At 75.8% G+C, this 16,827-nt stretch carries 13 protein-coding genes; 6 read left to right on the top strand and 7 right to left on the bottom strand.

The genetic code is table 11. The features are described from left to right. Positions 1-164 precede the first annotated feature (164 nt). A complete protein-coding gene (locus SH587_RS04465; RefSeq protein WP_320669370.1) occupies positions 165-2,591 on the top strand; it encodes a hypothetical protein in 2,427 nt (808 codons plus the stop codon). On the opposite strand, the gene SH587_RS04460 is transcribed toward SH587_RS04465, so the two are convergent. From SH587_RS04460 to SH587_RS04440, 5 genes are all read right to left on the bottom strand, one after another. Continuing rightward, on the bottom strand, positions 2,588-3,445 hold the full coding sequence (locus tag SH587_RS04460) for a polysaccharide deacetylase family protein (RefSeq protein WP_320669369.1): 858 nt from the start codon (positions 3,443-3,445) through the stop codon (positions 2,588-2,590). The genes SH587_RS04465 and SH587_RS04460 overlap by 4 nt on opposite strands. After that, positions 3,442-4,221: an SDR family NAD(P)-dependent oxidoreductase gene (locus SH587_RS04455; protein WP_320669368.1), complete on the bottom strand. Its 780-nt coding sequence runs from the start codon at positions 4,219-4,221 to the stop codon at positions 3,442-3,444. Before SH587_RS04455 ends, SH587_RS04460 begins: the two co-directional genes overlap by 4 nt. Positions 4,222-4,226: 5 nt before the next feature. Next, on the bottom strand, positions 4,227-4,931 hold the full coding sequence (locus SH587_RS04450; RefSeq protein WP_320669367.1) for an SDR family NAD(P)-dependent oxidoreductase: 705 nt from the start codon (positions 4,929-4,931) through the stop codon (positions 4,227-4,229). Further along, positions 4,928-6,415: an APC family permease gene (locus tag SH587_RS04445; RefSeq protein ID WP_320669366.1), complete on the bottom strand. Its 1,488-nt coding sequence runs from the start codon at positions 6,413-6,415 to the stop codon at positions 4,928-4,930. Before SH587_RS04445 ends, SH587_RS04450 begins: the two co-directional genes overlap by 4 nt. 113 nt (positions 6,416-6,528) lie before the next feature. Further along, positions 6,529-8,028, bottom strand: coding sequence for a helix-turn-helix domain-containing protein (locus tag SH587_RS04440; RefSeq protein WP_320669365.1), 1,500 nt, complete (start codon positions 8,026-8,028; stop codon positions 6,529-6,531). Between the two features lie 75 nt (positions 8,029-8,103). Between SH587_RS04440 and speB (SH587_RS04435) the strand changes: the two genes are divergently transcribed. After that, positions 8,104-9,063, top strand: a complete 960-nt coding sequence (gene speB, locus SH587_RS04435) for an agmatinase (RefSeq protein ID WP_320669364.1) — start codon at positions 8,104-8,106, stop codon at positions 9,061-9,063. Positions 9,064-9,066: 3 nt separating this feature from the next. Here speB (SH587_RS04435) and SH587_RS04430 read toward each other — a convergent pair whose 3' ends face one another. Both SH587_RS04430 and SH587_RS04425 read right to left on the bottom strand, forming a co-directional pair. Beyond that, a complete protein-coding gene (locus SH587_RS04430; RefSeq protein WP_320669363.1) occupies positions 9,067-9,510 on the bottom strand; it encodes a VOC family protein in 444 nt (147 codons plus the stop codon). A 119-nt stretch (positions 9,511-9,629) separates the two neighbouring features. Next, the gene (locus SH587_RS04425) at positions 9,630-11,357 is read right to left on the bottom strand and encodes an aldehyde dehydrogenase family protein (RefSeq protein WP_320669362.1); all 1,728 of its coding nucleotides are present in this window, start codon (positions 11,355-11,357) and stop codon (positions 9,630-9,632) included. Positions 11,358-11,615: 258 nt separating this feature from the next. On the opposite strand from SH587_RS04425, the gene SH587_RS04420 reads away from it, so the two are divergent. From SH587_RS04420 to speB (SH587_RS04405), 4 genes are all read left to right on the top strand, one after another. Further along, complete coding sequence (locus SH587_RS04420) at positions 11,616-12,932, top strand: PucR family transcriptional regulator (protein ID WP_320669361.1); 1,317 nt, start codon at positions 11,616-11,618, stop codon at positions 12,930-12,932. Between the two features lie 74 nt (positions 12,933-13,006). Beyond that, the gene (locus SH587_RS04415) at positions 13,007-14,569 is read left to right on the top strand and encodes a 4-hydroxyphenylacetate 3-hydroxylase family protein (RefSeq protein ID WP_320669360.1); all 1,563 of its coding nucleotides are present in this window, start codon (positions 13,007-13,009) and stop codon (positions 14,567-14,569) included. Positions 14,570-14,651: 82 nt separating this feature from the next. Then, on the top strand, positions 14,652-15,824 hold the full coding sequence (locus SH587_RS04410) for a CaiB/BaiF CoA transferase family protein (RefSeq protein ID WP_320669359.1): 1,173 nt from the start codon (positions 14,652-14,654) through the stop codon (positions 15,822-15,824). Between the two features lie 41 nt (positions 15,825-15,865). Continuing rightward, the gene (speB, locus tag SH587_RS04405) at positions 15,866-16,822 is read left to right on the top strand and encodes an agmatinase (RefSeq protein WP_320669358.1); all 957 of its coding nucleotides are present in this window, start codon (positions 15,866-15,868) and stop codon (positions 16,820-16,822) included. The last annotated feature ends 5 nt before the right edge of the window (positions 16,823-16,827 follow it).

Here is a 16,827-nt window from a genome sequence, read left to right as displayed (position 1 = left end):
CGCCCACCGCTGGCCGGCGTCCCCCGCCCCGGATACGCTGCCGCGCAGAACTGGGTGATGACGATCGCCGGGCCGCCTCCCCCACGGCTGACCGCGGCGATCGGCGACGCGTGGGGGGACGCGTGCGGGAGGGAGAACGACGACGGGGGCGTCGAGCGGCAGCCGTGGCGCTGCGGGCCGACCGACCGCTGCCGGCCGCGGAGCCGGCTGGCGAGCCGGCGCTGGCCCGCTGGGTCGGCGCCCGCGCGCTGGAACTGGCCCGCGGCCCGGCCGGTACCGGCCTCTGGATCGCGCTGGAGGACCCCGACGGCGGCGCCGCCGGACGGCTGGCGCAGCGGTTGGCGCCCGCCCTCGGCAGCCTGCCCGACGTCCGCCGGCTGGCGATCGACCGCACCGTCGGGACCGGCTTCGGCTGCCCCGAGGCGCTCGACCGGGCGCTCCACGTGGCCGGCGCGCCGACGCTGCGCGCGCCCGGCGGCGACCCGGCGACCGCGGCGGCGACCGCGCTCCGCCGCGGCGGCCTGCGCGGCCCGCGACCGCGGCTGCTGGTGGTCCACGTCGACGACCTGCACGCCCTCCGCCCGGACGCCGCGGCGCTGCTGCAACGGCTGCTGTTCCCGCCGCCCGCGCCCGACGAGGGCTCGCGGCGGCCGCGGGCCGAGGCGCTGGCCCCGCTGCTGCTGATCACCTCCGCCCGTCCCGGCCCGACCGCCGCCGGGGCGCTGGCCGACGCCCTGGCGACCGTCGCGCGGCTGCCGCGCGACCGCCCGGCGCGGTTCACTCGCCGGACGACGGTCGTCCGCCGGCGGCTGCCGGTCGATCCCCAGGCGGTCGTGCCGCTGGTCGCCGACCCGCCGATCGCGGACGCCGCGCCGACCCCGCCCGCGACCGCCCGCGCCGACGCGCTCGCCGTCCTCACCGCCACCGCCGCCCACGGCGGCCCGCTCTGGTTCCGCGTCGCCCGCTGGACCGCCGGCGACCTGGTCCGCCTGTTCGCCGTCGACCACCGCCGCCACGGCCGCTCGCCGCTGCCGGCGGTGGCGCTCGCGCCCGACGACGCCGCCCTCGCCCACGCCCTCTGGCGCCGGACCGGCGGCCGCCGGTCGGCCCCGCTGGCGGAGGTCGCGACCGCGATCCGCGAGCGCCACCGCCGGGCCTGGGCCGACGACGCGCTGGTGCCCGGCCGTCGTCACGGCGTCGTCCCGCCCGGCCGCGGCGACGCGCTGGCCGCGTTGCGGATCACGCTGGTCGCCCACGTGCAGGCGGTCGATCCCGGCGAGCGGCGGCCGTTCGCGCTCTGGGACGCCGCCCTCTCCGCCCAGCTGCTGGCCACCCTCTGCGCCGGGAACGCGCCCGAGCTGGAGGCCGCCGCCGTCCGCCGCTACCTGGAGCTGACCGCCGCCTGGGAGCGGGCGACCGACGAGCCGTTCGACTGGCACGCCCCGGTCGCCGCCGCCTGGGCCCGCGACTGGCGGGGACTCTCGGCCGGTCAGCGGGCGCGGGTGGTCGATGCGCTCGCCGCCCGTGCCGACGCCGCCGGCGAGCGGCGCGGCGGCGCGCTGCTGCGGCGCTGCCACGGGACCCCGGCCTGCCTGGCCGCCGCCCGCCGGCCGCGGCCGCTCGACCACGGATCGGCCGCCGGCCGGGCCGACGCGCTGTGGCGGATCGGCGAGCTGGGCGACCGCGGCGAGCCGCTGCTGCACGCGATCGCCGCCGACGGGCTCGACCGCTGGCTGCGCGACGCCGACGGCGACCAGCTGCGGGCGCTGGCGACCGCCTTCGCCGCCCGCGAGCTGGACCCGCCGCCGGCCCTGACCGATGCCGTCCGCCGCCACGGCCGCCGGCCGCCGCCGGCGCCCGAGGACCCGCTGCGGGCGCTGGAGCGGCTGCTGCCCGGTCCCGCCGTCACCAGCGAGCGGCAGCTGCGGGCCTGGGGTCACCGCCACGCCGACCGCCCGCTCCCGCCGGCCGAGCGGCTGCGGATCGGCGCCGGGCTGCTGGACGCGGCGCTGCGGCTGAGCGAGCGCGGCCAACCGCAGCAGGCGATCGAGGCCCACGCGATCTGGCGGCGGCTGGCGCTGGCCGCCTACAGCGGGCTCGACGACGACCCGCGCGGCCGCGCCGCCGCCGAGCTGACCGGTTACCGGCTGCTGCGGCTGGCGCTGGTGCTCGCCCGTGCCGGCCAGCCGGAGGCCGCCGACGCGCTGCTCGACGACCTCCGCGGGCCGACCGTCGCCGGCGACGTGCTGCTGCACCTGGCGCTCGAACTGGCCGAGGTCGCGGCCGCCGCGCGGCGGATCGACGCGGTGGCGCGGATCCTGCGGACGGTGATCCGCCACGGCGACCCGGAGGCCCGCGACCACGCGATCCGGCGGGCGGCCCGGATCGGCCGGCTGCTGGGCGCGGACGAGCCGCGGGCGGCGCTGGCGGCGCGGCTGGCCCCGGTCCACGACGGCCTCGACGACGACCAGCGGCAGGCGCTGGCGCGGGCGCTCTGGCACGGGCCCGAGGACGAGCCGGCGGGCGCCGCCGGCGCCCGGCCCCGGCGCGGGCGCCGGACCCGACCGCCGGTGACGCCGCGCCCGGCCTAGGCGTCGGCGAGCACCCGCTCGGCCAGCGCGTCGGCGCGGGCGAAGGCGACGTCGCCGTGCTCGCGGGCGGCGATGACGAACCGCTCCAGGGCCCGGATCCGCGACGGCCGGCCGCTGAGGAAGGGGTGGGCCGTGAGCGCGCAGAGCGAGCCGGTCGCCCGCATCGCGTCCAGCTCCTCGAGCCAGATCTCGAGCGCGCGGCTGGGGGCGACGATTCGCTGGCCGACGTCCGGCTCGGGCAGGAACGCGTACTGCTCCCAGTCGTCGAGGCTCCAGTGGACCGGCAGCTCGGCGATCGCCCGCTCGCCGACCCGCAGCCGGTAGGGCCGGTCGTCGTCCATCAGCGACGAGTCGTAGGCCAGCCCGTGCTCGGCGACCAGCGCCAGCGTCTCGGCGGTCTGGCGCCAGAACGGGGCCCGGTAGCCGCGCGGCTCGATCCCGAGCGCCCGCAGCGCGGCCAGCGCCCGCTCGAAGTCGGCCCGCTGCTCGTCCGCCGCGACCCCCGGCAACGTCGCGTGGGTGTGCCCGTGGAGGGCCACCTCGTGGCCGGCGTCGACGATCGCGCGGACGGCCGACGGCCACCGCTCGGCGGTCGCGCCGGGGACGAAGAACGTGCCCGGGACCTGGTGGCGGTCGAGCATCGCCAGGATCCGCGGAATCCCGACCAACGGCCCGTAGGCCTGGTGCGACATCGCCGACAGGTCGTGCGCGTGGTGGGCGCCCTCGGCCAGGATCGGCGCCTCGGCGTCGACGTCGAAGCAGAGCAGGACGGTCGCGGCCGCACCGCCGCCCCAGTCCGCGGGAGCCGGCTCGCGCGGGGGGCCGTGGGGCCGGTCCGGCGCCGGATCGCTCACGCCGGGCCCCGCGTGGTGCCGCCGTTCGGCTGCAGCACCTGGCCGACCAGGCCGCCCGCGCCGGGCGAGCAGAGGAAGGCGACGGCGGCGGCGATCTCGTCCACGCTGCCGATCCTGCCCGACGGGGCGGCGGCCGCGTAGCGGCGGCGGATCTCGGCCGCGTCGACCCCGGCGTCGGCGGCGTCGTGGTCGAGCTGCGGGGTGTCGATCACCCCCGGCGCGATCGCGTTGACGGCGATCCCCTCCGGGCCCAGCTCGCGCCCGAGCGACTTGACCAGCGCGATCAGGCCGGCCTTCGAGGCGCTGTAGGCGGACGCGTTCGGCCAGCCGACGACGCCCCACTCGGAGGCGATCACCACGATCCGCCCGCCGCCGCGGCGACGGATCCCCGGCAGCGCGGCGCGGATCGCGTGGAAGGTCCCGGCCAGGTTGACGTCGACCTGGCGCCACCAGCGGTCGTGGTCGTGGTCGCCGAACGGCTCCAGGTCCATCGCGGCCGCGTTGCAGACCAGCAGGTCGGGGTCGCCGAGGGCGTCGGCGGCGGTCGCGACAGCGGTGGCGATCGCCGCCTCGTCGGCCACGTCGGCCGGGACCGCCAGCCCGCCGACCGCGGCCGCGGCCCGCTCCAGGCGACCGTCGCCGCCGAGGTCGTTGAGCGCCACCCGGGCGCCGTCGGCGGCCAGCCGGGCGGCGATCGCGCGGCCGATCCCCTGGGCGGCGCCGGTCACCAGCGCGGTGTGGCCGTGCAGCGGTCCGTTCGCCGGATCGAGCGTCATGAGCATCAGATCACCGCCCCCGCGTTCGGGGAGACGACCGTGCCGGTGAAGAACGTGCCCTCCTCGACCAGGAAGCCGACCGTCTCGGCGATCTCCTCGGGCCGCACCAGCCGCCCGAGCGGCAGCGTCGCCAGGTACTCCGGCGCGCGCCACGGCGAGTCGGCGGCCAGCAGCGGCGTGTCGGTCGGCCCGGGCGCGACGCTGGTGACGCGGATCCCGTGCGGGGCCAGCTCGGCCCCGAGGCTGCGGCTGAGGCCGACGATCGCGCCCTTGGCCGCCGCGTAGTGGACCTCGCGGTCGCCGCCGGCCAGCGCCAGCTCGGACGAGATCGTGACGATGCAGCCGCGGCCGGCGGCGCGCATCGCGGGGACGACCGCGGCGCAGGCGTGCATCGTGCCGCCGAGGTGGATCCGCAGCATCCGGGCGAAGCGGGCGCCGTCGATCTCGTCGATCGGGGCGACCTCGTAGCTGCCGGCGGCGGTCACCAGGACCTCGATCGGGCCCAGCTCCGCCACCACCCGGGCGACGGCGGCCTCGACCGCGGCCCGGTCGGTCACGTCGGCCTGGACGGCCAGCGCGACGTCGGCGGCGACCGCCCGGTCGAGCCCGGCGACGGTGAACCCGCCGCGGGCCAGGCGGGCGGCGATCGCCGCCCCGATCCCGCTCGCCGCCCCCGTCACCAGGGCGACGCGGCGCGCGCCGCCGGTCACGCGATCGACCTCGCCGGGGTCAGCGGGGCGGGGGCCTCGTCGTCCCCGTGCTCGCGCTCGTGGGCCTGGCGGCGGACGCCGGCCGCGGCCACGTGGCGGCGGCGGGTCAGCTGCACGATCACCCCGAGCACGGCCACGATCGCGGTCATCAGCAGCACCGCCCACTGCTGGTACCAGGGCAGGTCGGTGGCGCGCGGCCAGGCGATGTTGACCAGCTCGAAGACCGCCCACAGCGAGGCGATCGCCGTCAGCGGCAGGCTCCAGCGGCCGAGCGTGAAGCCGCCGGGCTGCCAGCGTCCGCGCAGCTGGGACACCAGCAGCGCCAGGGTCGGGAAGCAGAAGGCGATGAAGAAGCCGCCGCTGGTGAAGTTCACGAGCGTCGAGTAGACCTCGTTGACCAGCGTCGTGGCCAGCACCAGGCCCGCGACGACGCCGGCCAGCACGATCGCCGGGATCGGCAGCGCGTCGCCGTGCGACAGCCGCGCCAGCGTCCGCGAGGCCGGCAGGGTGCCCTCGCGGGCGAAGGCGTAGACCATCCGCGAGGCCGAGGCCTGGAGCGCCAGCAGGCTGGCGAAGAAGCCGATCACGAAGAGGATGAAGAGCGGCCGGGTGACGCCCGCGCCGAGCGCCTGGGTGATCGTGTCGGCGACCGGATCGGCGACCTGGCCGCTGAGCACCGGGCCGTAGTCGGGGATCGCCAGGATCAGGCCGAGGGCGGAGAACATCACCACCGCGGCGATGATCACCAGCGCCAAGATGATCGCCTTCGGCAGCGCCTTGCGCGGCTCGTGGACCTCCTCGGCGATCGCGCCGGCGCTCTCGAAGCCGACGAACGCCCAGCCGATGAACGCCATCCCGGCGAGCATCCCGCTCCAGAGGTAGCCGCCCGCGCCGTCGCCGGCCCCGGCGGTGTGGAAGATCTCGCTGACCGGGTGGGCGCCGTGGAAGAACAGCAGCACCAGGCCGACGCCGACGCTGCCGATCACCTCGGCGCCGATGCTGAGCGCGACGAAGATCTTCAGCCCGCGGCGGCCGGCGGTGTTGAGGAGCGTGGCGCAGGCGACGATCGCCAGCGCGACCAGGAAGTGGACGCCGGTCGAGAAGGGGTCGATCCCGAGCACGACCGGCAGGAAGCCGGCGGCCCCGTAGGCGACGGCGGCCATCGCGATCGCCAGCGTCCACATGTAGGCCCAGCCGGCGTACCAGCCGTAGCGCTCGCCGACCAGCCGCCGCGACCACTGGTAGATGCTGCCCTCGAACGGCCACCGCGAGACCAGCTGGGCGAAGACCAGGGCCAGCAGCCCCTGGCCGAGGGTCACGAACAGGAAGCCCCACCACGAGGCGGGGCCGCCGGCCTGGACGGTGAAGCCGAAGATCGCGTAGAGCGCGACGATCGGCGAGATGAACGCGAACGCCATCGCGAACGCGGACCAGAGCGTGAACTCCCGCTTGAGCACCTGCGGCGGTTGGGCTGTCCCTGACACGGCTTCCTCGTTCTCCCGGACGGTTCCGACGCGAATCTAGGAGCGGATCGTCCGCCCTCGATAGTGGACGACCATCCAACGTTGACCCGATCGGTTGGGAGAACGTTGCCGACTCATCGCGACGGCTCCACCGCCAGCGCCAGGTGCAGGTCGACCCGGTCGGCGGTCGCGTCGAGCTCGCGGCCGGTCAGCTGCTCGACCCGCGCCAGCCGGTGGCGGAGGGTGTTGTGGTGGACGTGGAGCAGCGCCGCCGTCGCCCGCCAGCGGCCGCCGTTCTCCAGGAACGCCCGCAGCGTCGCGACCAGCTCGCTGTCGTGCTCGGCGTCCCACCGCTCGACCGGGCCGAGGACCGTGTCGCGGAACGCCTGCAGCACGTCGGGCTCGACCAGGTCGAGCAGCAGCAGGTGCGAGCCGACGTCGAGGTGGCGGACGACCCGCTCGCCGACCGGGCGGACCCGGGCCAGGGCCAGCGCGGCCAGCGCCTCGCGCAGCGACCGTCGCAGCCGCTCGGCCCCGCGGCCGGCGCGCCCGCCGCCGAGCACGGCCACCTCTCCCCCTTCCTCGATCGTCGCCGCCAGCGCCCCGACCGGGTCGTCGGCGCGGCCCGGGGCCAGCAGCACCAGCACCACCCCGTCGCGCTGGGTGATCGCGTAGGGCATCCCGGCCGCCTCGGCCGCGTAGGCGACGGCCATCGGCGCGTTGGTCGACGCCACCACCGCCAGCGCCCGGCCCGGGTCCAGCTCCAGCCCCCGCAGCCGCACCGCCAGCCCGGCGTCGCTGAGGTCGCCGCTGCGGACCAGGCCCAGCAGCTCGCGGGCCAGCGCCCCGCGGGCCTCGCGGCCGGCGCGGGCGCGGGCCTCCTCGAGCGCGGCGTGGGTGACGACCTGGCCGGCGACCACGCGGGTCTCGTCGCTGACCCGCTCCAGCGGCACGTCGACCAGCAGCGTCGAGGCGGGGTAGGCGTCGCCGGGCGCGCCGAACGCGGTCAGGCCGCGGTCGACCGCCGCCGGCAGCTCGCCGGACCGCGCCGCCCGGACCGCGGCCAGCGCCTGCTCGCGGGTCGGCCGCAGCCCGGCGTGGGCCAGCAGCCGCCCGCCCGGGCCGACCAGCGCCGCCGCGTGGCCGGTCTCGCGCTGGAGCAGCGAGACGAGCCCGTCGTGGCCGCCGCCCTCGGCCAGCCGCAGCAGCAGCTCGCGGGTGCGGTCCAGGTGGCGGCGGAGGATCGCCTGCTCGTCGCGGGCCAGCCGCTCGGCCACGACCGACTGGATCCGGGCGAAGGAGAGCGACTCGGGCACCTCCAGCAGCGGCAGGCCGTGGGCGTCGCAGGCGGCGTGGAGACCGTCGGGCAGCTGCTGGTGCGGGGTGCCGAGCCCGAACCCGACCGCCGCCGCGCCGGCCCGCGCGACCTCGTCGACCCAGGCGCGCACGTCGACCTTCCCGGCCCAGAGGCCGTTGGTCAGCACCAGCTCGCCGGGCAGCAGGTAGCGGCCGGGTTGGGTGAGGTCGGTGACGTGGACGCTGCGGACCGGCCGCGAGCGCGCCGCGGTGCCCGCGATCTGGCGCAGGGGCAGCTCCGGCTCGGAAACGAGATCACCAACTGAGGGCAGTGGCATTGGACGTCCTCCCAATTGTCCGCGCGTCGCTGCCGAGGCTAGCGTGGCGTCGTCCCCGCCCCTTCGAGGTCTTCGATGTACGAGCCGACCGACGCCCTGTCCGCACCCCGCTTCACCGGCCCCCGCACCTTCGCCCGCCTGCCCCACGTGCCGGGCGTGCGCGACGCCGACGTGGCCGTCTTCGGGATGCCGTGGGACGGGGCGGCGACCTTCCGCGCCGGTGCCCGCAGCGGGCCCGAGGCGATCCGCAGCGCGTCGGCGCTGCTGCGGCCCTACAACCCCGGCCAGGGGGTCCAGGTGTTCGGCGCGCTGAGCGTGGCCGACGCCGGCGACGCCCCGACGGTGCCGGGCTACATCGAGCAGACCCTGAGCCGGATCGAGGCCTTCGTCCACGACCTCGCCGCCGGCGGCACGATCCCGGTCGGGCTCGGCGGCGACCACTCGGTGACGCTCGCCGAGCTGCGGGCGCTGCACCGGATCCACGGCCCGCTGGGGCTGGTCCACCTGGACGCGCACGGCGACCTCTGGGACGAGTACTTCGGCCTGCCCTACAACCACGGCACGGTCTTCCGGCGGGCGCTCGAGGAGGGCCTGATCGACCCCGCGCGCACGCTCCAGGCGGGGATGCGCGGGTCGCTCTACGGGCCCGAGGACGCCGACCTGCCGGCGCAGCTGGGCCTGCAGGTGCTGCCGTGGGACGAGCTGGCGCAGCTGTCGCCGGAGCAGTTCGGCCAGATCGCCCGCGAGCGGGTCGGCGACGGGCCGACCTTCCTGACCTTCGACGTCGACGTGGTCGATCCGGCGTTCGCGCCGGGGACCGGGACGCCGGAGGTCGGCGGCCCGACCAGCCACGAGGTGCTGCGGCTGCTGCGGTCGCTGACCGGGATCGACTTCCGCGGCTTCGACGTGGTCGAGGTGGCCGCGCCCTACGACGGGCCGGGCCAGCCGACGGCGCTGGTGGCGGCGACGGCGGCCTACGAGATGCTCAGCCTGCTGGCCCGCCGCCGGGCGGCGACGGGCGTGACGGCGGGCTGAGGCTCAGCCGGCCTGGTTGGCGGCGAACTCCTCGGGGCCCTGCTCGGCGGCGCGGGGGTCCATCCACATGACCTCCCACAGGTGGCCGTCGAGGTCGTGGAAGCTGCGGCCGTACATGAAGCCGTAGTCCTGGGGGTCCTTCGCCTCGCCGGCCCCGGCGGCCAGGGCGGCGTCGGCCAGCTGATCGACGCCCTCGCGGCTGTCGGCCGAGACGCAGACGGTCAGCGCGGTCGCCTGGCCGGCGTCGGCGACCGGCTTGACGGTGAACTCGGCGAACTTGTCGCGCTGCAGCAGCATCACGTAGGCCTGGTCGCTGACGACCATGCAGGCGGTCGCGTCGTCGCCGAACTTGTCGTTGAAGCCGAAGTCGAGCTGGGCGAAGAAGGCACGGCTGGCCTGGACGTCGGCGACGGGCAGGTTCACGAACAGCAGGCGGGACTGGGACATGGTGTGGGGCTCCTCCGGAGGGGGTGGTCTCGGGTTCGCCGCACAAGACCCGGGCCGCGGCGGGGACTCATCGCCCCGCCGCGATTCTGGCGCGTTGCCGCTCGCCGGGCGCCGCTCGACTACCCCCGCAGCGCCGAGGCGAAGATCCCCGGCAGCCGCGACCAGCGCGGACGGGCGGCGAACGCGGTCAGCCGCCGGGCGGTGCGGTGGGCCGTGCGGTTGGTGACGAACCACGGCGGCTTCGGCGACATCGTCAGCTCGCCGCCGAGCAGCGCCCGCGGCGCCGGCCGGAACGGGCCCTCGACGATCGTCCGCTCCGTGCCCTCCAGCAGCAGCGCGTTGTGGACCACGCCGACGCCGCTCTGGATGTCCTCGGCGCTGTGGCCGGGGAAGGCGCCCCACGGGGCCCGCGGCGTCATGTAGCCGACGCCGGTCCAGCAGTTGATCGCGACCGTCCCGTAGCGCAGGTCGGCGACCGCCGCCCGCAGCCCGGCGCCCAGCTGGCGCTTGGTCCGCGGGTCGACGATCAGGTTCGCCCCCAGCGTCCCGACCAGCCGCTCGTTGGCGAACGCGACCGCCGCGTCGAGGAACTCCTGCGGACCCGGCGCCGGCAGCTCGGTGACGGCCAGCACCGGCGCGAAGTACTCGGTGCAGAAGGCGTCGTCGAAGGCCTGCGCGTCGACCTGGACCAGCGAGCGGCCGGGCGCGTCGCTCCAGACGTGGGCGTCGCCGTGGACCTCGATCGCCCGCTCGACCCGCGCGTCGCTGCCCGGGTAGTAGGCCGGACGGGCGGGGGCGCGGGCGATCGCCTCGCGCAGGTGCTCGAGGAACGCCGGCCCCTGCTCCCAGCCCGCGGGCAGGATCACGACCTGGGCGGCGATGCAGTTGTAGCCGCCGTTGTGGAGCCGCTGGGTGGCGACGTGCTCGGCCTGGAACTTCAGGTCGGCGGCCTTCCAGCGTCCCGGCACCACGATCACGGGCGAGACGCCGCCCAGCTCGCTGGTGACCTCCTTGGCGATCTGCGGCTCGCCGGCGGCCTTCCGCCGCGCGCCCTCCTCGCCGCCGCCGAAGACGATCGCGTCGTGGGTCGCCGCCGAGCCGGTGACGTGGATCTCGTCGACCTGCGGGTCGTGGACCAGCCGCGCGCCGACCGCCCCGTCGCCGGCCACGATCCGGACGAAGTCGGCGGCGATGAACTCGTGGAAGACCCGCTCCAGCACCGGCAGCAGGTAGGCGTTGACCGGGTTCAGCTTCAGCAGCACCACGCGGTTGTCCGTGTAGAGCTTGTGGAGCGTGTCGAGCGGCGCGATCGACGAGATGTTGCCCGCGCCGAGGACCAGCGCGACGCCGCCGTCGTCGGGCTGCTTGAGTCGCGAGGCGGCCTGGCGGCGGGCCTCGTCGAGGGTGATCCCCGGCTGCAGCCAGACCTCGGCCTTGAAGCCGGAGAGCAGCAGCCGGTCGAAGACGTCGAAGGGCAGCACCGGCACCGACAGCCGCCCGCCCGGGGCCAGCCCGACGCCGACCGCGTCGAGCGGCGAGCGGTCGTCCAGCAGCGCGTCGAGGCTGCGGCCGAGCGCGGCGGTGAAGCCGAGCTGGACCCACGGGCCGGAGATCCACTCCTCGCCGGCCAGCGGCGCGTCGCGGTCCAGGCCCTTGCCCTGGCAGGTCAGCCGCACCCACTCCTCGGCCTGCTCGGCGACCGCGTCGTGGAGCCCGCTCAGCATCCGCCGCTTGTCGGCCAGCGGCAGCCGCGCCCAGCGGCCGGCGGCGGCGCGCAGGGCGGCGAGGTCGGCGTCGAAGGCGTCGGGGACGGCGGCCTCGGAGGGCCCTTCCGTGACGGTGGACATGCGCTGCTCCCTGGGGCGGTGGACGTCCGTCGGGCGGACGTCTCGTCGCTCTCACGTTGCCCGATCGGCGGCGCCGGACGGGCAGGCCCGGGCGACAGAACCGTCCCCGCCATCTGTGGCCACCGCACACCGATTCGGGCTCTGAGGCCGGCACACGGCGTACGTTCTTGGGACCCCCGGACTGGGTGGGCTGTCTGACACCGTGTCGAACGACGGTCGCCGAATGTGGTTCAATCGCACCAGGAGGGAGGAGGAGTGATGGCCGGAAGGCAGCAGACGCGTGCGCGGGAAGACCGCGCGTTGACGGCAGCAGGATCCCCCGACGGCGCCGGTGGCACCGCGCTGATGGTCGGCTCCGGGGCCGAGGTGGCGCGCAGCGTCGCCTCCGACCTGGCGGAGCGGATCGAGCAGCTGGGGACCGCGATGTCCGACCTGATGCGGCGCGAGATCCCCGAGATCCGCGAACGCTCGGCGCCGGTCGAGATGCAGACCTGCTGCTCGTCCCACCTGGAGGAGGTCTCGCGCCTGCTGCAGAGCGGGACCGGCGCCGACGGGATGGTGATGCCGGAGCCCGCGATCGACCTGGTCCGCGGCTTCGCCCGCCGCAAGGTCCCGCTGGAGACGGTGCTGCGCAAGTACCGCGTCGGCCACGCCTTCGTCTGGGACACCACCAGCCGGGCGCTGCGCGAGAACCTCTACGACGACCCCGAGCGGCTCTTCCCGACCCTCGACACGGTCTCGCGGTTCCTCTTCGACTACATCGACCACGGCTCGACGGCGGTCGCCGCCACCTACCGCGAGGAGTTCGAGCAGTGGACCCGCTCGGCCTCGGCGGTGCGGGCGGAGACGGCCTACGCGATCCTCGAGGGCACGGTCCACAACCAGCGCGAGGCCAGCGCCCGCCTGGGCTACGACCTCGACGCCCACCACGTCGGGATCGTCGTCGACGCGGTCGATCCGGACGTCACGACCACCAAGCTGCTGGAGCGCCAGGCGCTGACCGCGGCCAGCCGGATCGGCTGCGCCGGTCCGCTGATCGTGGCCGGCGGCCCGACGACGGTCTGGGCCTGGTGCGCGCTGCCGTCGATCGGCCCGCGCGAGCTGGTCGAGCGGATCGGCGACGCCCGCTCCCACAACGGCGTGCGGACCGCGGTCGGCCGTCCCGCGCGCGGGATCGAGGGCTTCCGCGTCAGCCACGAGGAGGCGCGCGAGGCGGCCCGCTTCGCCCCCAGCGGCGGCTCGGTGACGGCCTACTCGGCGGTCGAGCTGGTCTCGCTGCTGGCCAGCGACCTGGACCGCGCGCGGCGCTTCGTCAGCGGCCGCCTGGGCCCGCTGGCGATCGACGAGCCGTCGGCGGCCGAGCTGCGCCACACGCTGCGGGCGTTCTTCGTCCACGGCGCCAGCTACAAGCACGCCGCCGGCGCGCTGAACATGCACCACAACACGGTCTACATGCGGATCCGCCGGATCACCTCGCTGGTCGGCGAGACGATGATGGACCGCCGCGTGGAGCTGGAGAGCGCGTTGATGCTGGTCGACGCGCTCGGCCCCGAGCTGCTCGAGCCGGCGGCCTGAGCCGGCGGGCGCCGCGCGGCGCCCGCCCCGTCGCGGTTGCCCTGCGAGACAATCGGGACTACGTTGTACCGAGCATGGAGCCCAGCGAGCAGCTGATCGAGCAGCGCGGCGGGGACGTCGCCACCGCGCCGGGCGGGGCCGCCCGGCGCCGGGAGTCGGCCGCCGAGCGGTGGGCGCGGATCCCGACGATCGTCACCGGCGAGGACTACCTGGCGTCGATCCGCGGCCGCGGGACCCGGCTGTTCCTCTTCGGCGAGCCGGTCGCGGAGCCGGCCGACCACCCGATCATCCGGCCCTCGATCAACGCGCTGAAGGCGACCTACGACCTGGCGATCGCCGAGCCCGAGCTGGCCACCGCCCACTCGCCGCTGATCGACGCCCCGGTCAACCGCTTCCTGCACGTGGTCGAGTCGCCCGACGACCTGATCGCCAAGCACCAGATGCAGCGGCGGCTGGGGCAGCTGACCGGCACCTGCTTCCAGCGCTGCACCGGGCTCGACACGATCAGCGTGCTGCACTCGGTGACCTTCGACGTCGACCGCGCGCACGGCACCGCGTACCACCAGCGCTACCTGGAGTTCCTGCGCGAGGCACAGAGGAAGAACGTGCTGATCGCGGCCGGGATGACCGACCCGAAGGGCGACCGCTCGAAGCCGCCCCACCAGCAGGCCGACCCCGACCTGTTCCTGCACGTCTCCGGCCGCGACGAGCGCGGGCTCTACCTGCGCGGGGCCAAGGCCCACATGACCGGCGGCTGGAACCAGCACTGGATCTGCGTGCTGCCGACGATGAACCTGCGCGAGGCCGACCGCGACTACGCGGTGGTGGCGCTGGTGCCGGGCGACGCCGAGGGCCTGACCTACGTCTACGGCCGCCAGGCGTCGGACACCCGCGCGATGGAGCCGGGCACGATCGACCAGGGCAACGCCTGCTTCGGCGGCCAGGAGGTGCTGGTCCACTTCGACGACGTCTTCGTGCCCTGGGAGCACGTGCTGCTGGACGGCGAGACCGAGGTCGCCCAGACGCTGGTCAGCCGCTTCACCGCCTACCACCGGGCGAGCTACGTCTGCAAGACCGGCCTCGGCGACGTGATGACCGGCGCCGCGGCCGAGATCGCCGACCAGAACGGCGTCGCCGCCGCGGCCCACGTGCGCGACAAGCTGGTCGAGATGGTGCACCTGAACGAGACGATCTACAGCTCCTCGATCGCCTCGGCCGCGCGCGCGACGCAGCTCGATTCGGGCATCTGGATGAACGACGAGATGCTGGCCAACGTCTGCAAGCACAACGTCACCCGCTTCCCCTACGAGATCGCGCGGCTGGCCCAGGACCTGGCCGGCGGGATCGTGGTGACGATGCCGTCCGAGGCCGACTTCCGCTCCGAGGAGGTCGGTCCGCTGCTGGAGCGGATGCTGGCCGGGCGCGAGGACGTCTCGACCGAGGACCGGATGCGGATCCTGCGGTTGATCGAGAACCTGACCCTCGGCCGCAACGCCGTCGGCTACCTGACCGAGTCGCTGCACGGGGCCGGATCGCCGCAGGGCCAGCGGATCCAGATCCTGCGCGGGGCGCGGCTGGACGAGAAGCGCGGCCTGGCGCGGGCGCTGGCCGGCATCGACGACGACGCGCCGGTGTGACGTTTCGGTCGTCCGGCGACCGGAACGTCACGTCCGGTCAGGGCGTATGTACAGACCAGACGGTCTGTATGATGGTGCGACCGTGAGCACGCCCGACACCGCCCCCACCGCGACCGCGCCGCTGGCCGGCGTGCGGATCCTCGAGCTGGCCGGGATCGGCCCCGGACCGTTCGCCGGGATGATGCTCGCCGACATGGGCGCCGAGGTGATCCGGATCGACCGTCCGGGCGGCAACCCGTTCGCGATCGCGCCCCCGCACGACGTGCTCTACCGCAGCCGCCGCTCGATCGCCGTCGACCTGAAGAGCCCCGAGGGGATCGAGACCGTGCTGCGGCTGTGCGAGGGCGCCGACGCGATCTTCGAGGGCTACCGGCCGGGCGTCGCCGAGCGGCTGGGCGTCGGGCCCGAGCAGTGCCAGGCGCGCAACCCGGCGCTCGTCTACGGCCGGATGACCGGCTGGGGCCAGGACGGGCCGCTGGCCCCGCGGGCCGGCCACGACATCAACTACATCGCCCTGACCGGCGCCCTGCACGCGATCGGCCGCCGCGGCGAGGGCCCGATCCCGCCGCTGAACCTGGTCGGTGACTTCGGCGGCGGCGGGATGCTGCTGGCCTACGGCCTGGTCTGCGGGATCGTGCAGGCGCGCGTCAGCGGCCGCGGCCAGGTGGTCGATGCGGCGATGGTCGACGGCGCCTCGGCGCTGATGGCGATGTTCCACGGGCTCCACAACGCGGGCCTCCAGAACCCCGAGCGCGGCACCAACATGCTCGACACCGGGGCCCACTTCTACGACGTCTTCCGGACCAAGGACGACCGCTGGGTCAGCCTGGGGCCGGTCGAGCCGCAGTTCTACGCGCTGATGTGCGACGTGCTGGAGCTGGACGACGACCTCCGTAGCAGCCAGTTCGACCAGGCCCGCTGGCCGGAGCTGAAGCAGAAGCTGGCGGCCGTCGTCGCCGAGCGCACCCGCGACGAGCTGGACGCGCTGTTCGAGGGCAGCGACGCCTGCTACGCGCCGGTGCTGGAGCTGAGCGAGGCCCCGAGCCACCCGCACAACGTCGCCCGCGGCGCCTTCGTCGACGTCGGCGGCCAGACCCATCCCGCGCCGGCGCCGCGCTTCGACGGCGCCCCGCCGACCCGCCCCCACGCGGCGGCGATCCCCGGCACCGACACCCGCGCGACGCTGCTCGACGCCGGCTTCGACGGCGACGAGATCGACGCGCTGCTGGCGTCGGGCGCGATCGCCCAGATCTGAGCCGCGACGGACGGGCCGCGATCGGCGAGACTTCGCCGGCCATGCCCCATCACGGTCCCCCCGACGCCTCGCTCGCCCCCCGCTACACCGGGGTCCGGACCTTCGCCCGCTGCCCGCACCTGCGCGAGTGGGCGGAGGCCGACGTGGCGCTGCTCGGGGTGCCGTTCGACACCGCCACCAGCTACCGCCCCGGCCCCCGCTTCGGCCCGGCGGCGATCCGCGACCAGAGCCAGCTGCTGCGGCCGTGGCACCCGCAGCTGGCGGTCGACGTCTTCGCCACGCTGTCGGTGATCGACGGCGGCGACCTGCACGTCACCCCCGGCAACGCCGAGCGGACGGCGGCCCAGATCGCCGAGGGCCTGGCGCCGGTGCTCGCCGCCGGGACGACGCCGATCGTGCTCGGGGGCGACCACTCGATCGTGCTCGGCGAGCTGCGCGCCCACGCCGCGGTCCACGGGCCGCTGGCGGTGGTGCTGCTCGACGCCCACGCCGACACCTGGGAGCAGTACTACGGCGAGCGCTACTTCCACGGCACGCCCTTCAAGCGCGCGCTCGAGGAGGGCCTGATCGACCCGTCGCGGTCGCTGCTGGCCGGGATGCGCGGCCCGCTCTACGCCGCCTCCGACCTCGACGAGCCGCGCGACTGGGGCTTCCGGATCCTGACCACCGACGAGCTGCGGGCGCTGACCCCGGAGCAGTACGGGGCGCTGGTCCGCGAGCGGGTCGGCGACGGCCCGGCGTTCCTCAGCTTCGACATCGACGTGCTCGACCCGGCCTTCGCGCCCGGCACCGGCACGCCCGAAATCGCCGGGGTGCTGCCGCACGAGGCGCTGGCCTTCGTCCGCTCGCTGGTCGACGTGCCGTTCGTCGGCTTCGACCTGGTCGAGGTCTCGCCGCCCTACGACGGTCCCGGCCAGACCACCGCCCTGACCGCGGCCGGGATCGCCTTCGAGTTCCTGGCCATCACCGCCGCCCGCCGCGCCCGGGCCGCCGCCTGACCGCG

This window comes from Patulibacter defluvii (assembly GCF_034096925.1).
GTDB classification, from domain to species: domain Bacteria; phylum Actinomycetota; class Thermoleophilia; order Solirubrobacterales; family Solirubrobacteraceae; genus Patulibacter; species Patulibacter defluvii.
Note: the sequence above shows the minus strand (reverse complement) of the source record. Positions and strands in the feature narration are given on the sequence as shown.